Genomic DNA, 17,956 nt, shown 5'->3' with positions numbered 1-17,956 from the left:
TATTCTTGACCTATGCGTGATGACAACGATATAGGCTACGGTTCGCGCTATCCTTCCCTGCCCTGAAGGACGGGGCTTGCCGCGCCTTTTGGTCAGTCGGTGTTTTCGTTGCTCACAAAGGCCGACCCATTGGCCTGGGGTTCGGGCGATTCCAGCGCGTATTTGAGCGCATGCCAGGCCAGGTTGGCGCATTTGATGCGCACTGGAAATTGGGCTACCCCTTTCATGGCGTTCAAAGCCCGTTGCTCCCGCGGGAACTCTTCGCCACCGCGCATCATGGCTTGGAAGCGCTCCACCAACTGCAGAGCTTCGGGGATGGTGCGCCCCCGCACCGCATCCGCCATGAGATCGGCAGAAGCCAGGGCAATGGCACAGCCTGCCCCCTCGAATTTGATATCGACAATCCGCTCCTGGCTGGGATCCAGTTGTAAGGTGAGGTCGATGGTGTCGCCACAGGAGGGGTTGTGGCCACGTTGGTGGCGGTGGACGGGATCCACTCTGCCGAAGTTGTGGGGCTTTTTGTACCGCTCCAGAATGACTTGCTGATAGAGTCCGCGCAGGTTATCTAGAGGCATTGTTGCTCCTGGTTGGTCGCTGCTCTGGCCGGTCGGCAAAAGTCGATCCGCTCATAGCCCATTGCCGCCGGGAATAGCCATAGTTCTCAGATATTCAGGATTTGGGAAGCGAGCCCGACCTGGCCCATCTGGTTTTGATCTTAACCCCGTTCTTGGTAGAGCTTGAGTCAGTAGAAAAACTCCTGCCAGCGCAGGGGCTTAAGTTTGCGCATGTACAGCCAATCAAAAAAGTTCTTCAGCACCGTGGCTGCATAGCCGCGCCAGACCAGCCTGCCTTTCTCGGCAACGGCAACGCGGTTCCCCACCGTTACACAAACAAAAACCGTGGCCTGCGGTCGGTAGGGGATCAGAGGTTGGCCGCGGATGAGCCGCAGCAGGTTTTGGGCTGCAATTGGCCCCTGGCGCACCGCGTACACGCCGATCTTGGGCAAGAGGCGGGATCCCCAAACAAAGTCAGCGCAGTCCCCCACCGCCAAGATGTGCTCTGAGCCTTGCACCCGCAGGTATTTGTCCACGAGCAGGGCTCCCGTCGGCCCTGTTGGCAAGCCGCAGGTGCTCAACCAGCTCGGCACCTGGAAGCCACCTGCCCACAGGCGGGTCTGAGCTATCAACTCGGTGCCATCCGAGAGCCACACGTGCTCCGGCCCAAAGGCTTTCACCTGACATCCGGCCCAGATTTCCACCCCCAGATGGCGGATTTCCCTTTCCACCGCCCGGCGGAAGGGTTCCGAGAAGCCCTCGACCAGATGGGCCTGGCGATGGATCAAGATCAGCCGGGCTTGAGCCAAGGGGATCCCTGTTTCTGCGCTCATTTCCCGGCAAAGATCGTAGAGTTCCCCCATCAGCTCTGTGCCGGTACAGCCTCCTCCCGCCACCACAAAGGTCAGCAGGCCCGGCGTCCGATCCCCCTGGGCTGCCCGTTGCCAGCACTGCCGGATCCAGGTTTGGGCGGCCACCAATTGTTCTGCCGGTCGAATGGTAAAGGCATGTTGGATCCCATCGATGGGGCGCAACTCCCGGCCCACATTCACCAACAGATAGTCGTAGGCCAGAGTTTGGATCCCGGCTTCACTCTCCAGGGTCAGGGTTCGAGCTTCGGGTTGGATGTGGGTGACTCGCCCCAGCAAAAACTGGGCGCCGTTGGCTTGAATATGCTCCAGCAAAGGGATCCGCACCAGCTCTAGAGAAAACCGACCGCTCAGCAGCCGTGTGGACATGCCCGAATTGACACTGTAGGGATAGGGGTTGATGGCGATCACCCGTGCCTGCCCTTTGAGCGCCCGCAAGGCGTCGATGGCTCCATAGCCACATCCGGCCAAGATCACAGTGGGCAGGGATCCCCTCATGGCTGGAGCGGGAACTCCTGGGGATCCCCGGCTGCCCATTCCAGGATGGAGCCGGAATAACTTTTGGCTTGCCGGCCCAAGTGGGTCAAAACCACCGTGACCCAAGCGGCGCGAACCCCGGCTGTGCAGTAGGCAACGATCTCGGCTTCCGGAGGGATCCCGGCTTTTTGCAGGCGGGCGTGAATTGCATCGGGCGGCAATAGGGATCCCGCCGCATCCATCAGCTCCTTGTAGTAGAGATGCACAGCGCCGGGGATGTGTCCACCGCGCGCCTCACCATAGGGGGTGGCTCCCTTGTATTCTTGGGCTTCGCGACTGTCGAGGATGGCCACACGGTCGGAGCCAAGGCTGGCCCGCAGAGTGTCCCGGTCGATCTCCCACCGGTCGGTTCGCCGCACTACAAAGTCGCCCCGTTGCGGTTCGTCGGCGCTTTGTCGGGTTGTGGTCGGCACTCCCTCCTTCACCAGGGCCGGATAGCCCCCGTCCACCATGACTGCCTGGGGATGACCCAAGCTGCGCAACATCCAAACCATTCGTCCATCTTCTCCCCAGCCCCGCAGCGGATCGGCCACCACCACCACCGGACGTCCCTGAAACACGCCAAGGCCCTGCAGCTTTTCGGTGAGAAGGGCATCATCTGCCAACAGCTTGCCGCTGTTGGCAGCCTCTGGTTGAGTAAACTCCATCCAGTTCACCGGAATTGAACCCTTCAGGATCCCGTCGGCTTGCAATTCCGCACTGCGTGCATCCAGAAGCGTTGCCCCTTGTTGGATGAGCTGGATGGCGGTTGCAGGGCTGACCACCCAACCTGGCGTTGGTGTCATGGGTTGAGAGAACCTTAACTAGAAGATCCTATCCCACCTTACGGGACGAGTAGGCCGGTATGGGCCTCTTCCATCTGTTTGGAGAGAAGCCGTTGCAGGCTCACTCTGGCTTCGGAGAAGTTGGGAGCGATTTCCAAAGCCGAGCGAAAGTGTTCAATGGCCTGCTCCAGCTTGCCTTGGCGGGCAAGGATGGATCCCAGACGATAGTGAGCTGCTCCATAGCTGCCATTGCTGCAAATGGCCCGTCGATAGCTGATCTCCGCTGAGGTCAAATCCCCCTTAATGCGCGACGCCTCTCCCATGCCAAAGTGAGCTTCGGGCAGATCTGGGTCTCCTTTCAAAGCCTGTTCAAACTGCTGTATAGCCTGCTGCAACTGTTGAGGCTGGATGAACTTGCGCCCAGAGGCATCCCGTTGTTTGGGCCCCAAGTAGGCTAGGCCAGTGGCGGCCATCGCTGCGTGCAGATCGGGGGCCAGCTCCAAAGCCCGCCGGTAGTTCTTGATGGCTTCGCTGTATTGCTCTTGGCCTGCCAACACCAGACCCAAACCGTAGTAGGCGCGAGCCTGCTGTCTTTTGAACTGGCCATTGAAGACCACCTGGCTGAACTCTTGGCTGGCTTGAGCCAGATGACCTGCATGCACCATTGCCAAACCCAGATCCACCCGCACACCGGCTGCCAACTCAGGAGCGAGATCCAGGTTGAGAGCAGTTCGGAAGGCTGCGATTGCCGCTTTTAACTGACCTTTGCGCATCAGCGCTTGTCCCATCACGGCGTGGCCCAGGCCCAGGCGACCATTCAGCCCCAAAGCAGCCCAGCAGGAGTCGATGGCCTCGTCCCATTGCCCCAGCTTGAGGCGAATTTGAGCAACGCAAAGATGGGCCTCGCTGAAGTGGGGATCCAACCCCAGGGCCTTTTGTTGCTGGGCCAAAGCTTGTGCCCAGTTGCCCTTCTCTGCCCAGGCTTGGCTGAGCAGGCTGAAGATCTCGGCTTGAGCGGATCCCTGGGTGAGGGGGAATGCTTCGGGTAAGTGGGCCAGAACTTCATCCGGCTGATGCTGGGCCAGCCACTGCCGTGCTAGAGCCTTCAGGGTTTCCACCAGGTGGGTGTTGATGCCGCTCCAGTTCGGGTTCAGGCGTTTGGCCTGTTGGTAGTGGCTCAATGCCTCCTGCAGTCGGTTGGTTTTCGCCAACAGATGGGCCAGCTCAACGTGGGCCTCGACATGATTCGGCTGTTGCCGCACGGCCTCCCGAAACCGCTCCACCGCCTCAGGAATTGGATTGGCCTGTAAAAAGGACAGCCCTTCTGTAAAGGGATCCTGGGATCCCTCCCGCTCAAAGGTGTTGATGGCACGCCGGCCTTGCCAACCCAGCCAGCCCCCCCCTGCAGCCAAGATCAACAGCGGGATCCCCAGCCCCAGCGATCTGGCTCGGGCAGGGACATCGGGCTGCCGGAAGGAATGCATCACCAACCCGGCCCCCACCAGGAGAGACAAAGCCAGGGCTCCCCCCAGGAAGGGCCGTAGGGTGGGTCTGTGTAACCATTGGCCAAGTGTCCGAACGTTGACCGGAACAGTGATAGGAAAACCGGAGCGAGCAGGTGTGGGCAGAGGGGTTGGGATCTCGGTCTGGGAAGGGGCGTGAGCAACCGAGGGCTGGCTTAAAGCCGGTTCTGGCCGGCGCTCTTTCTGAATTTTGGGAACCGGTGCCCCCAGAGTTTTAACTTTGCGAAAATCGGATTTGCCGTCGGGATCCACAACAGGTTTTTGGGCCTCCAGCACCTTGATCTCAGAAATCTTGGTGCCCGGTAATACAATCTGCGTGGCATCGGCACTGCTTTCCCCAGAGGACAAGTAGAAGACTTTTTTCCACTGCGGCTGTGTTTCCCCCTGAAGCCGACCGTACACCACCAGTTGGCTAACTCCCTGCACAGGCAAGCCCCCCAATTGGCTGGCAACTCGATGCAACACCATAGAGCGGCTAAACATCCCCTGCCGTGGGAGATCCACCATGAGGTAAAGGACATCTTGCTTCAGGGCCGAACGGGTTGGCAGGGGGGCCAGGGCCTTCTGCAGAGCCTTGATCAGGGTTTCCACGCTGCGAGCAGCAGATGAGCCAGCCATAAGGTTAGAGCTCACAAAGTTAAAGGGTGAAAAAGTAGTCTTGCAACAACTCCAATCCAAGAGGGATCCACTTCTCTCGGCAAAGCTGAGTACCTTGTGGCCAGAAGTCAAGGCCTCTGACTTCATCTCGCTGCCTCATTGTGCTCAATCTGCCGGAGTCCGTCAATATACTGAAAGAGCCTGTTACAAACGGGGCTGCTGGCCCATTTTGCGACGGAAAAGGTGGGTGTGGTCAGGGCTGTAGAGCCGCGAGCGGGCAGATCTGGAGCTTGACAAGCCTTCCAAGGCAGGGCTGATGAGGTAAAGCACTGTGCGTTCTAAGCCGGCTTGCCGGGTGAGGGCGGCCATCTCGGCCAGGGATCCCAGCCAGATCTGTTCGTCCGGCCAACCCAAGCGATAACAAACGGCAACCGGGGTATCGGCGGGGTAGTGAGCCAGCAGATCTGCCTGCGCTTGTTCTACGTGGCGGGCGCTCAGATACAGACACAAAGAAGCGCGGTGGGCTGCCAGACCGGCCAGGGCTTCCGCTTCCGGTACTTGGGTGCGACCGCTGGCGCGGGTGAGGATAATCGTCTGTACCAACTTGGGTATGGTCAACTCCACCTGCAAACGGGCGGCTGCCAATTGAAAGGCGCTTACTCCCGGCACGATCTCAAAAGGGATCCCTGCCTCCGCCAGCCGGATCAGCAGCTCGTGCAGAGCGCCGTAAAGGCAGGGATCCCCATCCTGCAGCCGCACCACCCGCCGCCCCGCCTTGACCCGTTCCACAATTTGCGGCAGCAGCGTTTCCAGCGTGAAGGAGCGGGTGTCAATGGCCTCAACCCCAGGGCGACAATGGGCCAGCACTCCCTCTGGCACCAAAGAACCTGTGTAGAACACTACATCGGCTTCCGCCAGCAGTCTTTGCCCCCGCAGGGTAATCAGCTCCGGATCCCCGGGGCCAGCCCCGACAATGTAGACAGGCCACGACGTCGGTTCGCGCATTTGCTTGCTTCCTACCCCTTCAAGGGCCTCTTTGAAGATCCCTTTTCCAAAGTCTTTTCAAACTGGATTCCAAGGGAACTTATCTGGAGGCTCAAGCATGCAAGATCACGACAGGCACTCGCATCCCATCTTAAGGTACGTTCGGAAAGACTATTATCCCTACGTTGTTTTACCCCAGCCGATTGCTCTCCTCTTGAGGGGGCCAGATCTCCCACCTTGCCCGCCGGAGCCTGAGCCGCCACAGATGCCGGAGCGCCCAACGGAACGTAAACTACCCGGCCCTGACTGCTTCGCAGTACAGGGCGGGCTTAAGGCCTCCGGCCCGCTGGCGCGAACGGTAGCCCTGCAGTTGGCAAGCCAACCACGGGCCTCTAGGCTGGTTTACGACAGCCCCAAGCTTGGCAATCATGTTGGCCCCATTCCAGTCCGCATCCCCTTCCCATCCACAGTGCCCACACTTGAACTGCTTCCCACTGCGATAGGATTGCGTAGGATCGGGATGGACGTGCAAACACCGGTGGCAGGTCTGCGACGTGTAGGCAGGCGGCACAAGAATCAGAGAAACCCCTGCACGCAGAGCCTTGTATTCCAGAAACTGCCTCAGCTGGTAGAACGCCCAACTGTTGGTTCTGCGCCGTTCGGCCTTGTTGCGCGGCTGTTGATTGACTCTTTCCCGGATCCCTGTCAGGTCTTCCAGGGCAATAGCGCTGTTTGTGGTCTTTGCCCTAGAGACAATAGCTTTGGAGATGCGATGATTGACCCACGCCTGAAAGCGCCTCTCCTTGCCAGACAGCCGTTGCAGCAGTTGACGGCATCTGCGCCGCGAACTGCGTGTGCCCTTACTGGCTTTGCGTTGGAGTACCGCCCTCAACCGGGAGTAGTGGTCTCGGACTCTGTTCAACTGCTGTCCATTCCAGTTGTCCCCCTCTGACGTATGGGCAATATCTGTCCTCCCCAAGTCCACCCCGATCACCTTGTCGGTATCTTGTTGCTTGGGTGGTTTTTCCTCTACGCAAATCTGGATGTAGTAGGAGCCGTCTTTGTGCTTGACCAGCGTGGCAGCTTTTGGGTTGGAACCAGCCAGCATCCCACGCTGGTAGTTGCCAATGGCCAGTTCAAAGCGTTCTCTCCCTTCCACCGTGGTCAGCGACACCGTCCAGTCTTTTTGACGAAACGAAAAGATGCGAGCGTCGTAGGTAACAAAGCCGCTCTTAAACTCCTTGACGGGACGCTTTTTCTGCTTAGCCACTTTGCGGGAACCCGCTACCCGTCTGCACACCTGTTGAGCCAAGTTACTGGACAGGCCAAACCGGGCTCGAATCTCGTAGTAGCAAAGGGATTGCAGCTTGACCGCGTTGACGATCTTCTCCGGCGTGTTCTGGTTGACCCAATTCAAGGCTTGGCCAAAAGCCTCCAAAGTCGCGTCCAATTTGGCGGCTTGCGACTGGGCTACCTTGAGCTTGCAGGAGACGGTCAGGACTTGGGTCATGGTTCTATTGTAACCTCGCATTCCTCCCGGCACTGACCCTACGGGTACAGTGCGGGGCTCCTGCGATTTCTAGCTGATATCGCAATGCAGGTATCTAGAGATGGAAAAAGATCACTCGTTTTACTCATTGACATTGAAATTGATGAGCCATGGTTTCTTGAAGGTAATCTGTGTAGGCCAGCCCATACTGTGAATGATCCTAAGCAAAGTAAGCGTGATGCTTATCTAGCGGATAGAGGCTGGGTTGTAGTTCGGTTCTCAGAACGGCAAGTTTATGAAGAAAGTGAAAAGTGCATTAATCTCATCTTTTGCTTGGTTTCAGGTGTCTTGGGTGCATTAGATTCTAAACAGCCAGACTTATCATTTTCATTTCCAACGGACCACAAGAGATGGGGTGATCAAAGTGCTCTTAGTGAACCTAGATTTCTTCCTCCCTACTTTTAATTCCCAAGGTTGAGACTGGCCCTACCGGGATTGAATTGAGCTAACGCGCTGGTCCGAGACGCTGCTGCAAGATTTGTGCGGCCAGCAACACATCCAGGGGGGTGGTTAGCTTCAGATTGGATTCCTCCCCTTCGACGATGTAGACTGGCCAACCCAGCTTCTCGAATAGGGCTGCATCATCGGTTACCTGCCAACCCTGGGCCAGAGCCTCCCGATGGGCTTGCCATAGCATCGACAGGCGAAACCCCTGCGGCGTTTGCGCTGCCCACAGCCGGCTGCGTTCTGGGGTTGACTGAATTTGGATCCCTTTTGGGCCTGCCTCAGCGACTTTAATCGTGTCCTTGACAGGGATCCCCGCGATGAAACCATCCACCTGCTGCAAAGCAGCACTACAGCGATCGAACAACTTAGGGGTAGCTAGGCAGCGGGCCCCATCGTGGATCAACACCCGCTCTACTGTTCCCAGGTTATAGAGATACTCAACCCCCCTGTAAACCGACTCCTGCCGCGTCGCCCCCCCTTGTAAAAGCTGCACCGGCGTGGACAGATCCATTGCCGCCAGGATCTGCTCGATGGCCGGCCAATCGCCGGGTTGGGAGAGAATGCCAATCCACTCGATGGAGCTGGCTCGATCCGCAGCCTGCAACGTCCAAGCCAAAATTGGCTGACCCAAGAGCGGCAGCAACAGCTTGTTGACCGCAGCCCCCATTCGCTTGCCGCTGCCAGCCGCCGGGATCAGAAGGTGCATGGGATCCAAAAGCGCATTCAACCGGATCCCAGTGTACTGCTTGAGGTCAACAAGCCACAAAAGAGAGGGCCAGACCTGACCCCCTCTCTTGATTTTCAGTCCCGTGTCGCTCAGATCCGACAGCCTCCCGTCGAACCGAGCGCAACAGCTCAAGCTCCCTCCACCTCGGTGGCAGCAGTAACGAAGTCAGGGTAGGCTATGTTGCCGTGCTCGCCCACATCCAAACCGGCAATCTCTTCCTCGGCGCTGACGCGCAAGCCAACAGTTACCTTGAGGATTAAAAACAGGATTAGACAGGTGATGAAGGGCCAGAAGAAGAGAGCGAGAGCGCCTACCACCTGCACGCCGAACTGTGCCCAGGTAACCTCTGAATTGGCGTGAGCAAACCAAGGGATCCCTGCTGCCAACACCCCCCAGATACCACAGGTGCCATGCACGGAAACCGCGCCCACTGGGTCATCAATTTTCAGCGCCGTATCCAAAATCACCGCGGAGAGCACCACGAGGATTCCGGCCACCGAGCCAATGATCAAGGCCCCCAGCGGATGAACTGTATTGCAAGGGGCAGTGATGCCCACCAAGCCCGCCAGCACCCCGTTGGCGACAAAGGTCATATCCGGCTTGCCAAAATGAACCCAAGAGGTGAACATCGCCCCAATTGCTCCAGCCGAAGCTGCCAGCAGCGTATTCATGGCAATCCAGCCAATATCGACAGAGGCTGCAGTGGTGGAACCGGCATTAAACCCGATCCAGCCCAAGGCGAGGATAAACACCCCCAACATCCCCAGCGGCAGGTTGTGGCCAGGGATCGCCCGCGGCTCTCCATTAGGGCCGTACTTGCCAATGCGAGGGCCAAGCGCGATCGCACCTGCCAAGGCCGCAGCGCCCCCTACCAAATGCACCACCCCCGATCCAGCGAAATCAATGTAGCCCAGATTTTCCAGCCAGCCGGCTGTGCCGCCGTTGTAGTCGCCGAACAGCCCGTTCCAGGCCCAACCCCCAGAGATGGGGTAGATTAGCCCAGAAATAACGATGGAGTAGATCAAGTAGGCCAAGAACTTAGTGCGCTCTGCCATCGCTCCGGAAACAATGGTGGCGGCGGTAGCGGCAAACACCATCTGGAAGACAAAGAAAGTAAAGGGCCAGCCATCTGCCTCGTAAGCCTGCTGCCAGCCAAAAGCAAACCAGTCAGTGCCGAAGAAGCCAGCACTTTTGCCGAACATGAGGCCAAACCCGATGAACCAGAAGGCGCAACAGCCCATGCAGAAGTCCATCAAGTTCTTCATCATGATGTTGGCGGCATTCTTGGCGCGGGTAAAGCCCGTCTCCACCATGGCGAACCCTGCCTGCATGAAGAACACCAAGGCCGCCGACACGATCGTCCAAACAACGTCAGCGTGTTTCTGAACTTCCTCGGCCTCTTGAGCAAAGGCAGTTCCCTGGCCGAATAGAAAAACCAGCGCAGCCATTAGAGCGGCAGTCAGACTCCACTTGGCCGGTCGCCAAAGCCACTGGGGCACCTGGCTCTTGAGCTTTTGGATCATTGTCGTACTCATGCTTTTCGACTCACCTAAAGGGACAGTACTTCTCGCAACACATTACCCGAAAAGTAGGGCAAGAACACCTCATCAGATATACAGCAAAAGAGACATGAAGCAAACTCACACGAGGCTCAGGCCGGGCAACCCAAACCCTGAACGTGATCCCTTCTCATAGGGCATCTTGGTTGAGCTCGCCAGTGCGGATGCGGATGGTTTTTTCGACGGGGCTGATGAAAATCTTGCCGTCCCCAATTTCGCCGGTGCGAGCCGCTGCAATCAGCTTCTCCACCACCGTATCCACCAGGTCATCTTCGACCACGATCTCCACTTTCAGCTTTTGTAGGAACTCTACCGTGTACTCGGATCCCCGGTAACGCTCGGTTTGTCCCTTTTGCCGGCCAAAACCCCGTACTTCACTTACGGTCATGCCGACAATCCCGGCATTGACCAAAGCAATTTTGACCTCATCCAACTTGAATGGCCGGATTACGGCCTCGATTTTTTTCATCTGCCTCCTGCACCCTGAACAGTTCCGCTAATTTCTAACACTACCAACACCTGTGAATTGTAAAAACGGATACATTTTTTATCTCCTACTGAAGATGCTTACCACTCTGGGTTGGCTCCCGTCAAGACTGGAAGGTCAAGCTTAAGCTACCTTAACGGGAGGAAGTCCCCACTGGCGTCTCACCAGCATCTGTAAGCGGCTGAGGGCTAAGAGAGGCCAAGCTGGCTGTAATGAGCGCTACCGCAAGCCACCACAGCATTTGTACCTGGGGACGATACCAGATGGTATCCACCAAGCCGTGGGCCATCATGCCGGTGCAAGCGGCCAAGCCTGCTGCCACCCATAGACCCTGGGGATCCCGCAAGTTGAGCAAAGTTTTCCAGCATCTCCAGCCGTGATCCCAGAGCACCAAGAGGAACCAGGCGAAAGTTAAAGATCCGATGAAGCCAGTCTCCACGGTGAGCTGCAGCGGCACCGAATAGGCTCCGAGGGCGCTGAAGTTGCCTCGTTGGTAAAGGGGGTAGACGCGGTTAAAGGCAACATTACCGGGGCCGATCCCCAAGATGGGAAAGTCGCGGATCATCTCCAGCACCGCCGCCCAGACATTGAGGCGAAAGTTGTTGCTGGTATCCAACCGCCCCCAAAAAAGGCTCTGCACCCGCAGCCGCAGGGAGCGTACCGTCAGGATCCCGAGCAACAGAGCAGCCCCCCCTCCGCCCAACAGGGCCGGCAAGGCCCAACGCCGCCAGCGGGCTGGCAAATCGACAGAATGCCACTGTGCCAACAGCACGGCCATCAGGGTGAGCATGGCCAGCCCCCCAATCCAGGCGCCACGACTGTAGGTGAGCAACAGGCAAATCAGGTTCACCGCCGTCGTAAACCCGGCCAGGAGTTTCGCCCCCCAACTGGGCCAAATCCAAGTGGCGGCCAGCCCCAGGGGAATGACCGGGATCAAGTAGCCCCCATACAGATTTGGATTGCGCAGATAGCTGTACACCCGCGTCAGACCCGCCAAACCCGACTCCGGATCCACCCAGGTGGCCAGTTCCGCTGCCCCATATAAGTATTGCCGCAGGCCATGGATCCCCATCACCAAGCTGACCAAAAGCAGGGATCCCACAATCCCATCTCGGAATTGGGGTTTGCGCAGCAGACGATGCAACAACAGATAGCCGGCTAGATAAAGAGTCAGCTTCAGCCAGCCATCCCGCGCTGCGTAGGGAACCGGAGAGAGAATCGTTGCCAAGGTGGCAATTCCCCAGAAAAGGCCCAGGGGCAGATGCAGCGGCAGCCCAATCGGCATTTCCACCAAAGCGCACAGGCCCACCAGAGCAGCCATAGCCAGCAAAATCAGGCCCAGGATGCCGGTGGAGCTTTGCGCAGAGAAAATCCAGTAGAGCAGCACTAGCCCCAGGCCAATCCGGTCGGAAGTTTGAACCAATATGCTGCTCTTCCCCCAACTTTGCAGGGATCCCAATAGACGACCCAAAAGGCTCCCCTGCTGCCAAGCCTTGATGGGAAAGTCGCGCAGCAGAAAACCGTGCCACCGTTGCGTTGCTCGTTCCATAATCCTCTGGGGCGTGTTGGGCCCAAATCCCCACACCTCAAGTCATCCTACTGGTTTCACCAGCGGGACAAAGCTTTAGTCTATATCCCCAGAGGCAAAGAGACAACGAAGAAGAGCGCAACTTCTTATCGCGTCAGCCGGACAAAGTCCTCGTTAACAAAAATAAAGAATCGGCTAACTCACAAGACTCTACAAGACGAAAAGCATCGAAGAATTGTCAAAGAAGAATTGTCAAAGTTGAGTTTTCGGTCTTAAGAACAAATCGCTATAGAATGCAAAGAAAGAGTAACTAGAAAAACCACAAGAAAGATCTGTCCCAATTTCTAAGTAAGTGTTGGATCGCCGCAGTCAAAAATCCTCCTGAATTACTACAGATTAATTCTCGAAAGACTCTTCAGGCAACATAGGCTAAAGCCTGACCTTGGGATCCTCTTTTGCCCTGATTGCTGAGACTCGAAGAGATCTGATCGCCTAGGGAGGATAGACTTTTTGACTCAGATTGACCTTCCTTCGCTTTGGTTTTGTTTTGGGAATTGAGGTTGGAATAGTGAATCTGAATACGAGTAGGACGGCCCAGACCCAGGGCGGATCCCATGCAACGGGCTAAGATTTGCATCTTATACTCAAACTCGCCAATGCCATCCATAATCTTTAACCCTGCAGTCTCTGCTCTTAATTCAACTGTAGGAGAAGGTCTACGAAACCTCTTCAGTGGGAATACAGAACTTTTTGAGCTGCGGAGACTTCTGGATTATGAAAGTTATGTAAAGATGCCTTTGTTTTCGCCAGACAGGGCGAGTACTTGACCTATTCTTAAACAACTTGAGTCAAGCTGGGCTCGGTATCTTCACTTGGACTGACTCCCTCCACCAAGTTGAGCAGGGATCCCGGCCAAACCGCTTAGACAAGGGGAACTGACCTACGCAAAATGGAGGAAGTAGGGGAAAAGCATCTCGTAAATCACTCGGTCGAAGCGTGCCCGTTTACCTGTACTGGGGAGATGACACCTATCGCCTGATGCAGGCGGTGCAGCAGTTGCGCGACCAAGTGCTGGATCCCCACTGGGCTGCTTTTAACTACGATCGCCTGCCGCCGGAATCCACGATTGCCGGGCTCAACCAAGCCATGACCCCGCCGCTGGGATCCAACGCCCGCTTGGTTTGGCTGGAAGAGACAACACTCACCCAACATTGCCCGGAAGATCTGTGGGAAGAAGTGGAGCGCACACTGGCCCAGTTACCCCCTACCACCCATCTGCTCTTGACCACCAGCAATAAACCCGATGGGCGCCTGAAATCCACCAAAATCCTCAAGAAAACGGCCATTGTCCGCGAGTTTTCCCAACTGGCCCCTTGGGATGAGGAGGGCATTCTCCAGCAGGTGCAGCGGGAAGCTGAACAACGGGATCTGGCCCTCAGCCCGGCAGCCGCCCAGAAATTGGCCGAGGCGGTGGGCAATGACTCCCGTCGCTTGGCGATGGAATTGGAAAAGCTGGCCCTGTTTACGGCAGGTCAACAGGATCCCATTTCTCCTGAACAAGTCGAGGCGTTAGTTCCCGCCAGCGCCTACAACAGCTTTCAATTGGCGGGATCCCTGCGCAAAGGGAATCTGGAACAAGCCCTACGCATCTTGACCCATCTGCTGGATCACAACGAGCCGGCCCTGAGGATTCTGGCGGTGTTGGTAGGCCAATTTCGCACCTGGCTATGGGTGCGGCTGCTGCTGGATCAGGGAGAACGGGATCCCAAGGTCATCGCCCAGAAAGCAGAAATCGGGAATCCCAACCGGGTTTACTTTCTGCAAAAAGAGGTGGGATCCCTGAAGACCACAGCTTTACTGAAAGCAATGCAGCAGCTTTTGCAATTGGAATACAACCTCAAGCAAGGACAGCCGGAACGAGATGCCTTTCAAGAAGCGCTGATCCAAATCGTGGCTATATTGGGTGAAGGCCGAGCTCAGAGCAAGTAGAGCAGAATAAACAGCACAACCCAAACCCCATCCACAAAGTGCCAGTAGATCTCGGCAGCTTCGACGCCAAAATGATGTTGGGCGCTGTAGTGGCCGGGTTTAAAGGAGCGCCAGAGCACTGCCAGAATAAACAGCAACCCTGCCATCACGTGAAGACCATGAAACCCCGTTAAAACATAGAAGGTGCTGGCAAACAGGTTGGTGGTGAGGCCAAACTCCAGGTTGCTGTACTCATAGAGTTGCCCTGCCAGGAAAACCGCCCCCATCAGCGCTGTGAGGGCAAACCACAGCCGCAGACCCCTGACATCATCGGCCTTGATGGCCGACCCAGCTTTGTGAATGACGAAGCTGCTGGAGAGCAAAATCACCGTGTTGATCCCGGGCAAAAGCAATTCCCGCTCTGGGGTTCCCTCCGGCGGCCACACCGGGGCGGTGAGGCTATAGGCCAGGTAGGCCATGAAAAGCCCCAAAAATAGGCAGCCTTCTGCCACCAAAAACATCAAGATGCCAAAGACGCGATGATCTGGGTGCTCAGCATGGGCAGTGTGGGCCCTTGAGTGGCCAACCATCAGCGTTTCAGAGGCAAGGGATCCTTGCATATTCCTTTCCACCTAAATTCCTGAATTCCTGAGACTTCTTGAGGCTGTACAAGCAGCCCAGCCAAGACTGGAATACCCAGTGAGCAGGGGATCAGCCGCCCACCGGGCATCCGGCCTGCTAAGAAGAAGTAGGCTCCGCTTCTGCCAGCGCCAGCTCCCGCAAGGTTTGCAACTGAGCAGCAAAGTAGTCCAGCGTCTCCTTGCTGTGCAAACCGTAGTCATAGGGGCCGGTCAGCAAAATGGGATCCCCATAAAAGTTGTGATGGGGCGGGGGAGAAGAAGTTGTCCACTCCAGTGTCAGGGCCTGCCAAGGATTATCCCCAGCTTTTGGCCCAGCCACCCAAGAGTAGATGACGTTGACCAAAAAGGGCAGAGTGGAAAGGGCGAGCATAAAGGCGCCCACCGAGCTGATCCAGTTCAGATCGGCAAATTGCGGGTCGTATTGGGCAACGCGGCGGGGCATCCCCATCAGGCCCAGCTTGTGCATCGGCAGAAAGCAGATGTTGAAGCCGACGAAGGTCAGCACAAAATGTACCCGTCCCCAAAACTCATTCAACATGCGCCCCGTCATCTTGGGGAACCAATGGTAGATACCGGCATAGATCCCGAACACGCTGCCCCCAAACAACACATAGTGCAGGTGGGCTACCACAAAGTAGGTGTCGTGGACGTGGATATCCAGGGGCACCGAGGCGAGAATAATGCCGCTCAACCCCCCGATCACAAACATCGAGACAAAGCCCATGCCAAACAGCATGGCCGACCGGAAGTGGATCTTGCCGCCCCACAAAGTGGCCAGCCAGCTAAACACCTTGATCCCCGTCGGGACAGCAATAGCCATAGTGGCGATCATGAAGAACACCCGCATCCAGTCAGGGGTGCCGCTGGTGAACATGTGGTGCGCCCAGACGATCAACCCCAAAAAGCAAATGGCCAAGCTGGAATAGGCAATGGCTTTGTAAGCAAAGATGGGCTTGCGGGCATGCACCGGCAAAATCTCGGAGATCATGCCAAAGACCGGCAAGATCATGATGTAAACTGCCGGGTGGGAGTAGAACCAGAACATGTGCTGGTACACCACCGGATCCCCGCCGCCGCTGGGGTTAAAAAAGGCCGTGCCTGCCAAGAGGTCAAAGCTAAGCAAAATCAATGCACCGGCCAAAACCGGTGTTGCAATGAGGGTGAGAACAGAGGCTGCCAGCATGGCCCAACAAAACAGGGGCATGTCTTCCATCTTCATGCCGGGCATGCGCATCTTCAGAATGGTGGTGATGAAGTTAACCGCCGCCAGGATGGAAGAGGTTCCTGCCAACAAAATGCTCAGGATCCAGAGTTCTTCCCCCACCTTGCCGCTGATCAAGCTGAGGGGGGGGTAGGAAGTCCAGCCGGCAGCCGGAGCCTCTATGAACAGGCTGGCCAAAAGCAGGATCCCTGTGGGCGGAACCAGCCAAAAGGCCACTGCATTCAGCTTGGGGAAGGCCATATCCCGCGCCCCGATCATCAGCGGTACTAGGTAGTTGCCAAAGCCCCCCACCAAAGCAGGCACGATCCACAAAAAGATCATGATCGTGGCGTGCAGGGTAAAGGCACCGTTGTACCGCTCAAAGCCGAGAAAGTCGGCCTCTGGAGTAGCCAGCTCTGCCCGTACTGCCGTCGCCAGCGCCCCTCCCACCAAGTAGAAGAAAAAGGTGGTCACCAAGTACTGGATCCCGATGACCTTGTGATCGGTGGAAAAAGTAAAGAAGCGCCACCAAGGCTCAGCAGGAAGTTCCAGTTCAACCTTCGGTGCAGCAACAAGTCTTGGGCTGTCTTGCAGCTGGGTCATTGCACAAAAGCTCCTATATCGCGTTGGCAGAATGTTGTTCCCACAAGCGCAGGCCAAAGGGATGTTGGGGATCCCAGCTAGCCTGCGGAAGGAAGGGATCCAGAATGGAACTGGAGAGACTTCAAATCTGAGGGGGAGACGCCCAAACGCTGGTGGTGGACATGGGCAAAGGCAGACTCGGCCTCAGGGGAGCCTGGCCGAGGAGAGGGATGGACTGGCGAGAAATCTGAAACGAGGGCCAAGGTGCTGCCCTCGCCACGGGCGGCCAAAACTTGCTCCTGCTGCCAGCGCTCGAAGTCTTCCGGCGTATCCACAAACAATTGCCCTGCCATCACCCCATGATAGGGGCCGCACAGCTCTGCGCAGATGATGGGGTACTGCCCCAGTTGGGTAGGCACAAACTCCAGGTGGGTCTCTCGGCCAGGGATCACATCCTGCTTGAGGCGAAACTGCGGCACCCAGAAGGCATGGTTCACATCCAGAGCCGTCATATCCAAGCGCACCCGCTTGTTTAGAGGAAGGTGCAGCTCGCTGGCCACCAGGCCGGAATCCGGGTAGGTGAACATCCAAGCATATTGCATGCCCTGCACTTGAACGACCAGATCCGGCTGGCCCATCTTCTTCCCGGGTAGCACCGCAGGCGTGTAGGCGTAGCCGGGATCCCCCGCCTCAGCTTCGTGGGAAGACTCCATCGCCATGGCCGCGTGGATATGGCCGCCGACGTGAGCACCCCCGTAAACAGCTTGATAGACATCTAGGCTGGCCAAGCCCAACCAAAGAATGATCACCGCCGGCACCGCCGTCCACACGATCTCCAACAGCACGTTGCCGTGACTGGGATCCCCGTCGCCTTTGTCGCCTCGCCGCTTGCGGTAGCGGACAATACAGTAGAGAAGTACACCCTGTACCACCAAAAAGATCCCTGTGGCAATGGTTATGGTGCTGTTAAAGAGGCTGTCGAACAAGGGGGCTGATTCGGCAGCAGATTCGGGAAGCAGATGGTGGTTTTGCCCGTACCAAAGGCTTGCCAGGGTCAGGAGAATCCCCATACCCACCAAGATGATGTTGCTAATCGCACTCACGACTGCTTTTCCCCAATACAGAGAGCATCTACCCTAGCAGACAATCCGCCCACAGCGTTTGCAGACTACGTTTTCTACTGTTGCCGTTTTTTGTTTTTGTTTACATTGCTTACAGGGCTTACAAAATTTTTGCCTATGGAGCCCGATCCGCTGTGCACGGACTTCCCACCGCTATCAAATACTAGTTCGCGGGGGAAAGAAAGTTGTGTAGACTTATGGATCTCTTCAGGATCTTCCTGGGTGAGCAGCGGCGAGACAGAGCTTTGGTTCCGAGATTTTCGGCAGACCTGTGTAAGGGCGGTACTGCACTGAAGGCCGGCTCTGGTTGAGGGCCAT

General features: G+C 56.8%; 15 protein-coding genes. 2 read left to right on the top strand and 13 right to left on the bottom strand.

The window, feature by feature from the left end:
• Positions 1–92: 92 nt before the first annotated feature.
• The 6 genes from sufU to ACVWXW_RS04990 form a co-directional block, all read right to left on the bottom strand.
• Entirely contained in the window at positions 93–575 is a 483-nt protein-coding gene (sufU, locus tag ACVWXW_RS05015; RefSeq protein ID WP_011434254.1) for a Fe-S cluster assembly sulfur transfer protein SufU, read from the bottom strand.
• A 167-nt stretch (positions 576–742) separates the two neighbouring features.
• Complete coding sequence (locus ACVWXW_RS05010; RefSeq protein ID WP_457403055.1) at positions 743–1,921, bottom strand: NAD(P)/FAD-dependent oxidoreductase; 1,179 nt, start codon at positions 1,919–1,921, stop codon at positions 743–745.
• Positions 1,918–2,745: a sulfurtransferase gene (locus ACVWXW_RS05005; RefSeq protein WP_457403054.1), complete on the bottom strand. Its 828-nt coding sequence runs from the start codon at positions 2,743–2,745 to the stop codon at positions 1,918–1,920. Before ACVWXW_RS05005 ends, ACVWXW_RS05010 begins: the two co-directional genes overlap by 4 nt.
• Positions 2,746–2,783: 38 nt before the next feature.
• A complete protein-coding gene (locus ACVWXW_RS05000; RefSeq protein WP_457403053.1) occupies positions 2,784–4,865 on the bottom strand; it encodes a tetratricopeptide repeat protein in 2,082 nt (693 codons plus the stop codon).
• Positions 4,866–5,048: 183 nt separating this feature from the next.
• Complete coding sequence (gene cobM / locus ACVWXW_RS04995) at positions 5,049–5,849, bottom strand: precorrin-4 C(11)-methyltransferase (RefSeq protein ID WP_457403052.1); 801 nt, start codon at positions 5,847–5,849, stop codon at positions 5,049–5,051.
• Between the two features lie 271 nt (positions 5,850–6,120).
• On the bottom strand, positions 6,121–7,338 hold the full coding sequence (locus tag ACVWXW_RS04990; RefSeq protein WP_457403051.1) for an RNA-guided endonuclease InsQ/TnpB family protein: 1,218 nt from the start codon (positions 7,336–7,338) through the stop codon (positions 6,121–6,123).
• Between the two features lie 84 nt (positions 7,339–7,422).
• Here ACVWXW_RS04990 and ACVWXW_RS04985 point away from each other — a divergent pair, with 84 nt between their 5' ends.
• On the top strand, positions 7,423–7,782 hold the full coding sequence (locus ACVWXW_RS04985) for a DUF559 domain-containing protein (RefSeq protein WP_414423957.1): 360 nt from the start codon (positions 7,423–7,425) through the stop codon (positions 7,780–7,782).
• 40 nt (positions 7,783–7,822) lie between these two features.
• Here ACVWXW_RS04985 and ispD read toward each other — a convergent pair whose 3' ends face one another.
• The 4 genes from ispD to ACVWXW_RS04965 all read right to left on the bottom strand — a co-directional run bounded on the left by ispD (position 7,823) and on the right by ACVWXW_RS04965 (position 12,146).
• Positions 7,823–8,530, bottom strand: coding sequence for a 2-C-methyl-D-erythritol 4-phosphate cytidylyltransferase (ispD, locus tag ACVWXW_RS04980; protein ID WP_457403050.1), 708 nt, complete (start codon positions 8,528–8,530; stop codon positions 7,823–7,825).
• Positions 8,531–8,679: 149 nt separating this feature from the next.
• Positions 8,680–10,086, bottom strand: a complete 1,407-nt coding sequence (locus tag ACVWXW_RS04975; RefSeq protein ID WP_457403048.1) for an ammonium transporter — start codon at positions 10,084–10,086, stop codon at positions 8,680–8,682.
• Between the two features lie 154 nt (positions 10,087–10,240).
• On the bottom strand, positions 10,241–10,579 hold the full coding sequence (locus tag ACVWXW_RS04970; protein ID WP_011430352.1) for a P-II family nitrogen regulator: 339 nt from the start codon (positions 10,577–10,579) through the stop codon (positions 10,241–10,243).
• 151 nt (positions 10,580–10,730) lie between these two features.
• Positions 10,731–12,146 carry an IctB family putative bicarbonate transporter gene (locus tag ACVWXW_RS04965; RefSeq protein WP_457403047.1) on the bottom strand — a complete coding sequence of 472 codons (1,416 nt, stop codon included), beginning with the start codon at positions 12,144–12,146 and terminating at the stop codon, positions 10,731–10,733.
• Positions 12,147–13,121: 975 nt separating this feature from the next.
• Here ACVWXW_RS04965 and holA point away from each other — a divergent pair.
• A complete protein-coding gene (holA, locus tag ACVWXW_RS04960) occupies positions 13,122–14,114 on the top strand; it encodes a DNA polymerase III subunit delta (protein ID WP_414341931.1) in 993 nt (330 codons plus the stop codon).
• Here holA and ACVWXW_RS04955 read toward each other — a convergent pair.
• The 3 genes from ACVWXW_RS04955 to ACVWXW_RS04945 form a co-directional block, all read right to left on the bottom strand.
• Positions 14,102–14,713, bottom strand: a complete 612-nt coding sequence (locus ACVWXW_RS04955) for a cytochrome c oxidase subunit 3 (RefSeq protein ID WP_414351249.1) — start codon at positions 14,711–14,713, stop codon at positions 14,102–14,104. The two genes, holA and ACVWXW_RS04955, sit on opposite strands and share 13 nt — an antisense overlap.
• 118 nt (positions 14,714–14,831) lie before the next feature.
• Positions 14,832–16,538 carry a cytochrome c oxidase subunit I gene (gene ctaD, locus ACVWXW_RS04950; RefSeq protein ID WP_457403046.1) on the bottom strand — a complete coding sequence of 569 codons (1,707 nt, stop codon included), beginning with the start codon at positions 16,536–16,538 and terminating at the stop codon, positions 14,832–14,834.
• A 77-nt stretch (positions 16,539–16,615) separates the two neighbouring features.
• Positions 16,616–17,620: a cytochrome c oxidase subunit II gene (locus ACVWXW_RS04945; protein ID WP_457403044.1), complete on the bottom strand. Its 1,005-nt coding sequence runs from the start codon at positions 17,618–17,620 to the stop codon at positions 16,616–16,618.
• Positions 17,621–17,956: the final 336 nt, after the last annotated feature.

The organism is Thermostichus sp. MS-CIW-30 (assembly GCF_054058015.1).
The sequence above is the reverse complement of the archived record's forward strand: the minus strand, read 5'-3'. Positions and strand labels throughout refer to the sequence as shown.

Bases quoted from the DNA above. Each gene is read 5' to 3' on its own strand.
- sufU (WP_011434254.1), bottom strand. From the start codon at position 575: ATGCCTCTAGATAACCTGCGCGGACTCTATCAGCAAGTCATTCTGGAG.
- ACVWXW_RS05010 (WP_457403055.1), bottom strand. From the start codon at position 1,921: ATGAGGGGATCCCTGCCCACTGTGATCTTGGCCGGATGTGGCTATGGA.
- ACVWXW_RS05005 (WP_457403054.1), bottom strand. From the start codon at position 2,745: ATGACACCAACGCCAGGTTGGGTGGTCAGCCCTGCAACCGCCATCCAG.
- ACVWXW_RS05000 (WP_457403053.1), bottom strand. From the start codon at position 4,865: ATGGCTGGCTCATCTGCTGCTCGCAGCGTGGAAACCCTGATCAAGGCT.
- cobM (WP_457403052.1), bottom strand. From the start codon at position 5,849: ATGCGCGAACCGACGTCGTGGCCTGTCTACATTGTCGGGGCTGGCCCC.
- ACVWXW_RS04990 (WP_457403051.1), bottom strand. From the start codon at position 7,338: ATGACCCAAGTCCTGACCGTCTCCTGCAAGCTCAAGGTAGCCCAGTCG.
- ACVWXW_RS04985 (WP_414423957.1), top strand. From the start codon at position 7,423: ATGCAGGTATCTAGAGATGGAAAAAGATCACTCGTTTTACTCATTGAC.
- ispD (WP_457403050.1), bottom strand. From the start codon at position 8,530: ATGCACCTTCTGATCCCGGCGGCTGGCAGCGGCAAGCGAATGGGGGCT.
- ACVWXW_RS04975 (WP_457403048.1), bottom strand. From the start codon at position 10,086: ATGAGTACGACAATGATCCAAAAGCTCAAGAGCCAGGTGCCCCAGTGG.
- ACVWXW_RS04970 (WP_011430352.1), bottom strand. From the start codon at position 10,579: ATGAAAAAAATCGAGGCCGTAATCCGGCCATTCAAGTTGGATGAGGTC.
- ACVWXW_RS04965 (WP_457403047.1), bottom strand. From the start codon at position 12,146: ATGGAACGAGCAACGCAACGGTGGCACGGTTTTCTGCTGCGCGACTTT.
- ACVWXW_RS04955 (WP_414351249.1), bottom strand. From the start codon at position 14,713: ATGCAAGGATCCCTTGCCTCTGAAACGCTGATGGTTGGCCACTCAAGG.
- ctaD (WP_457403046.1), bottom strand. From the start codon at position 16,538: ATGACCCAGCTGCAAGACAGCCCAAGACTTGTTGCTGCACCGAAGGTT.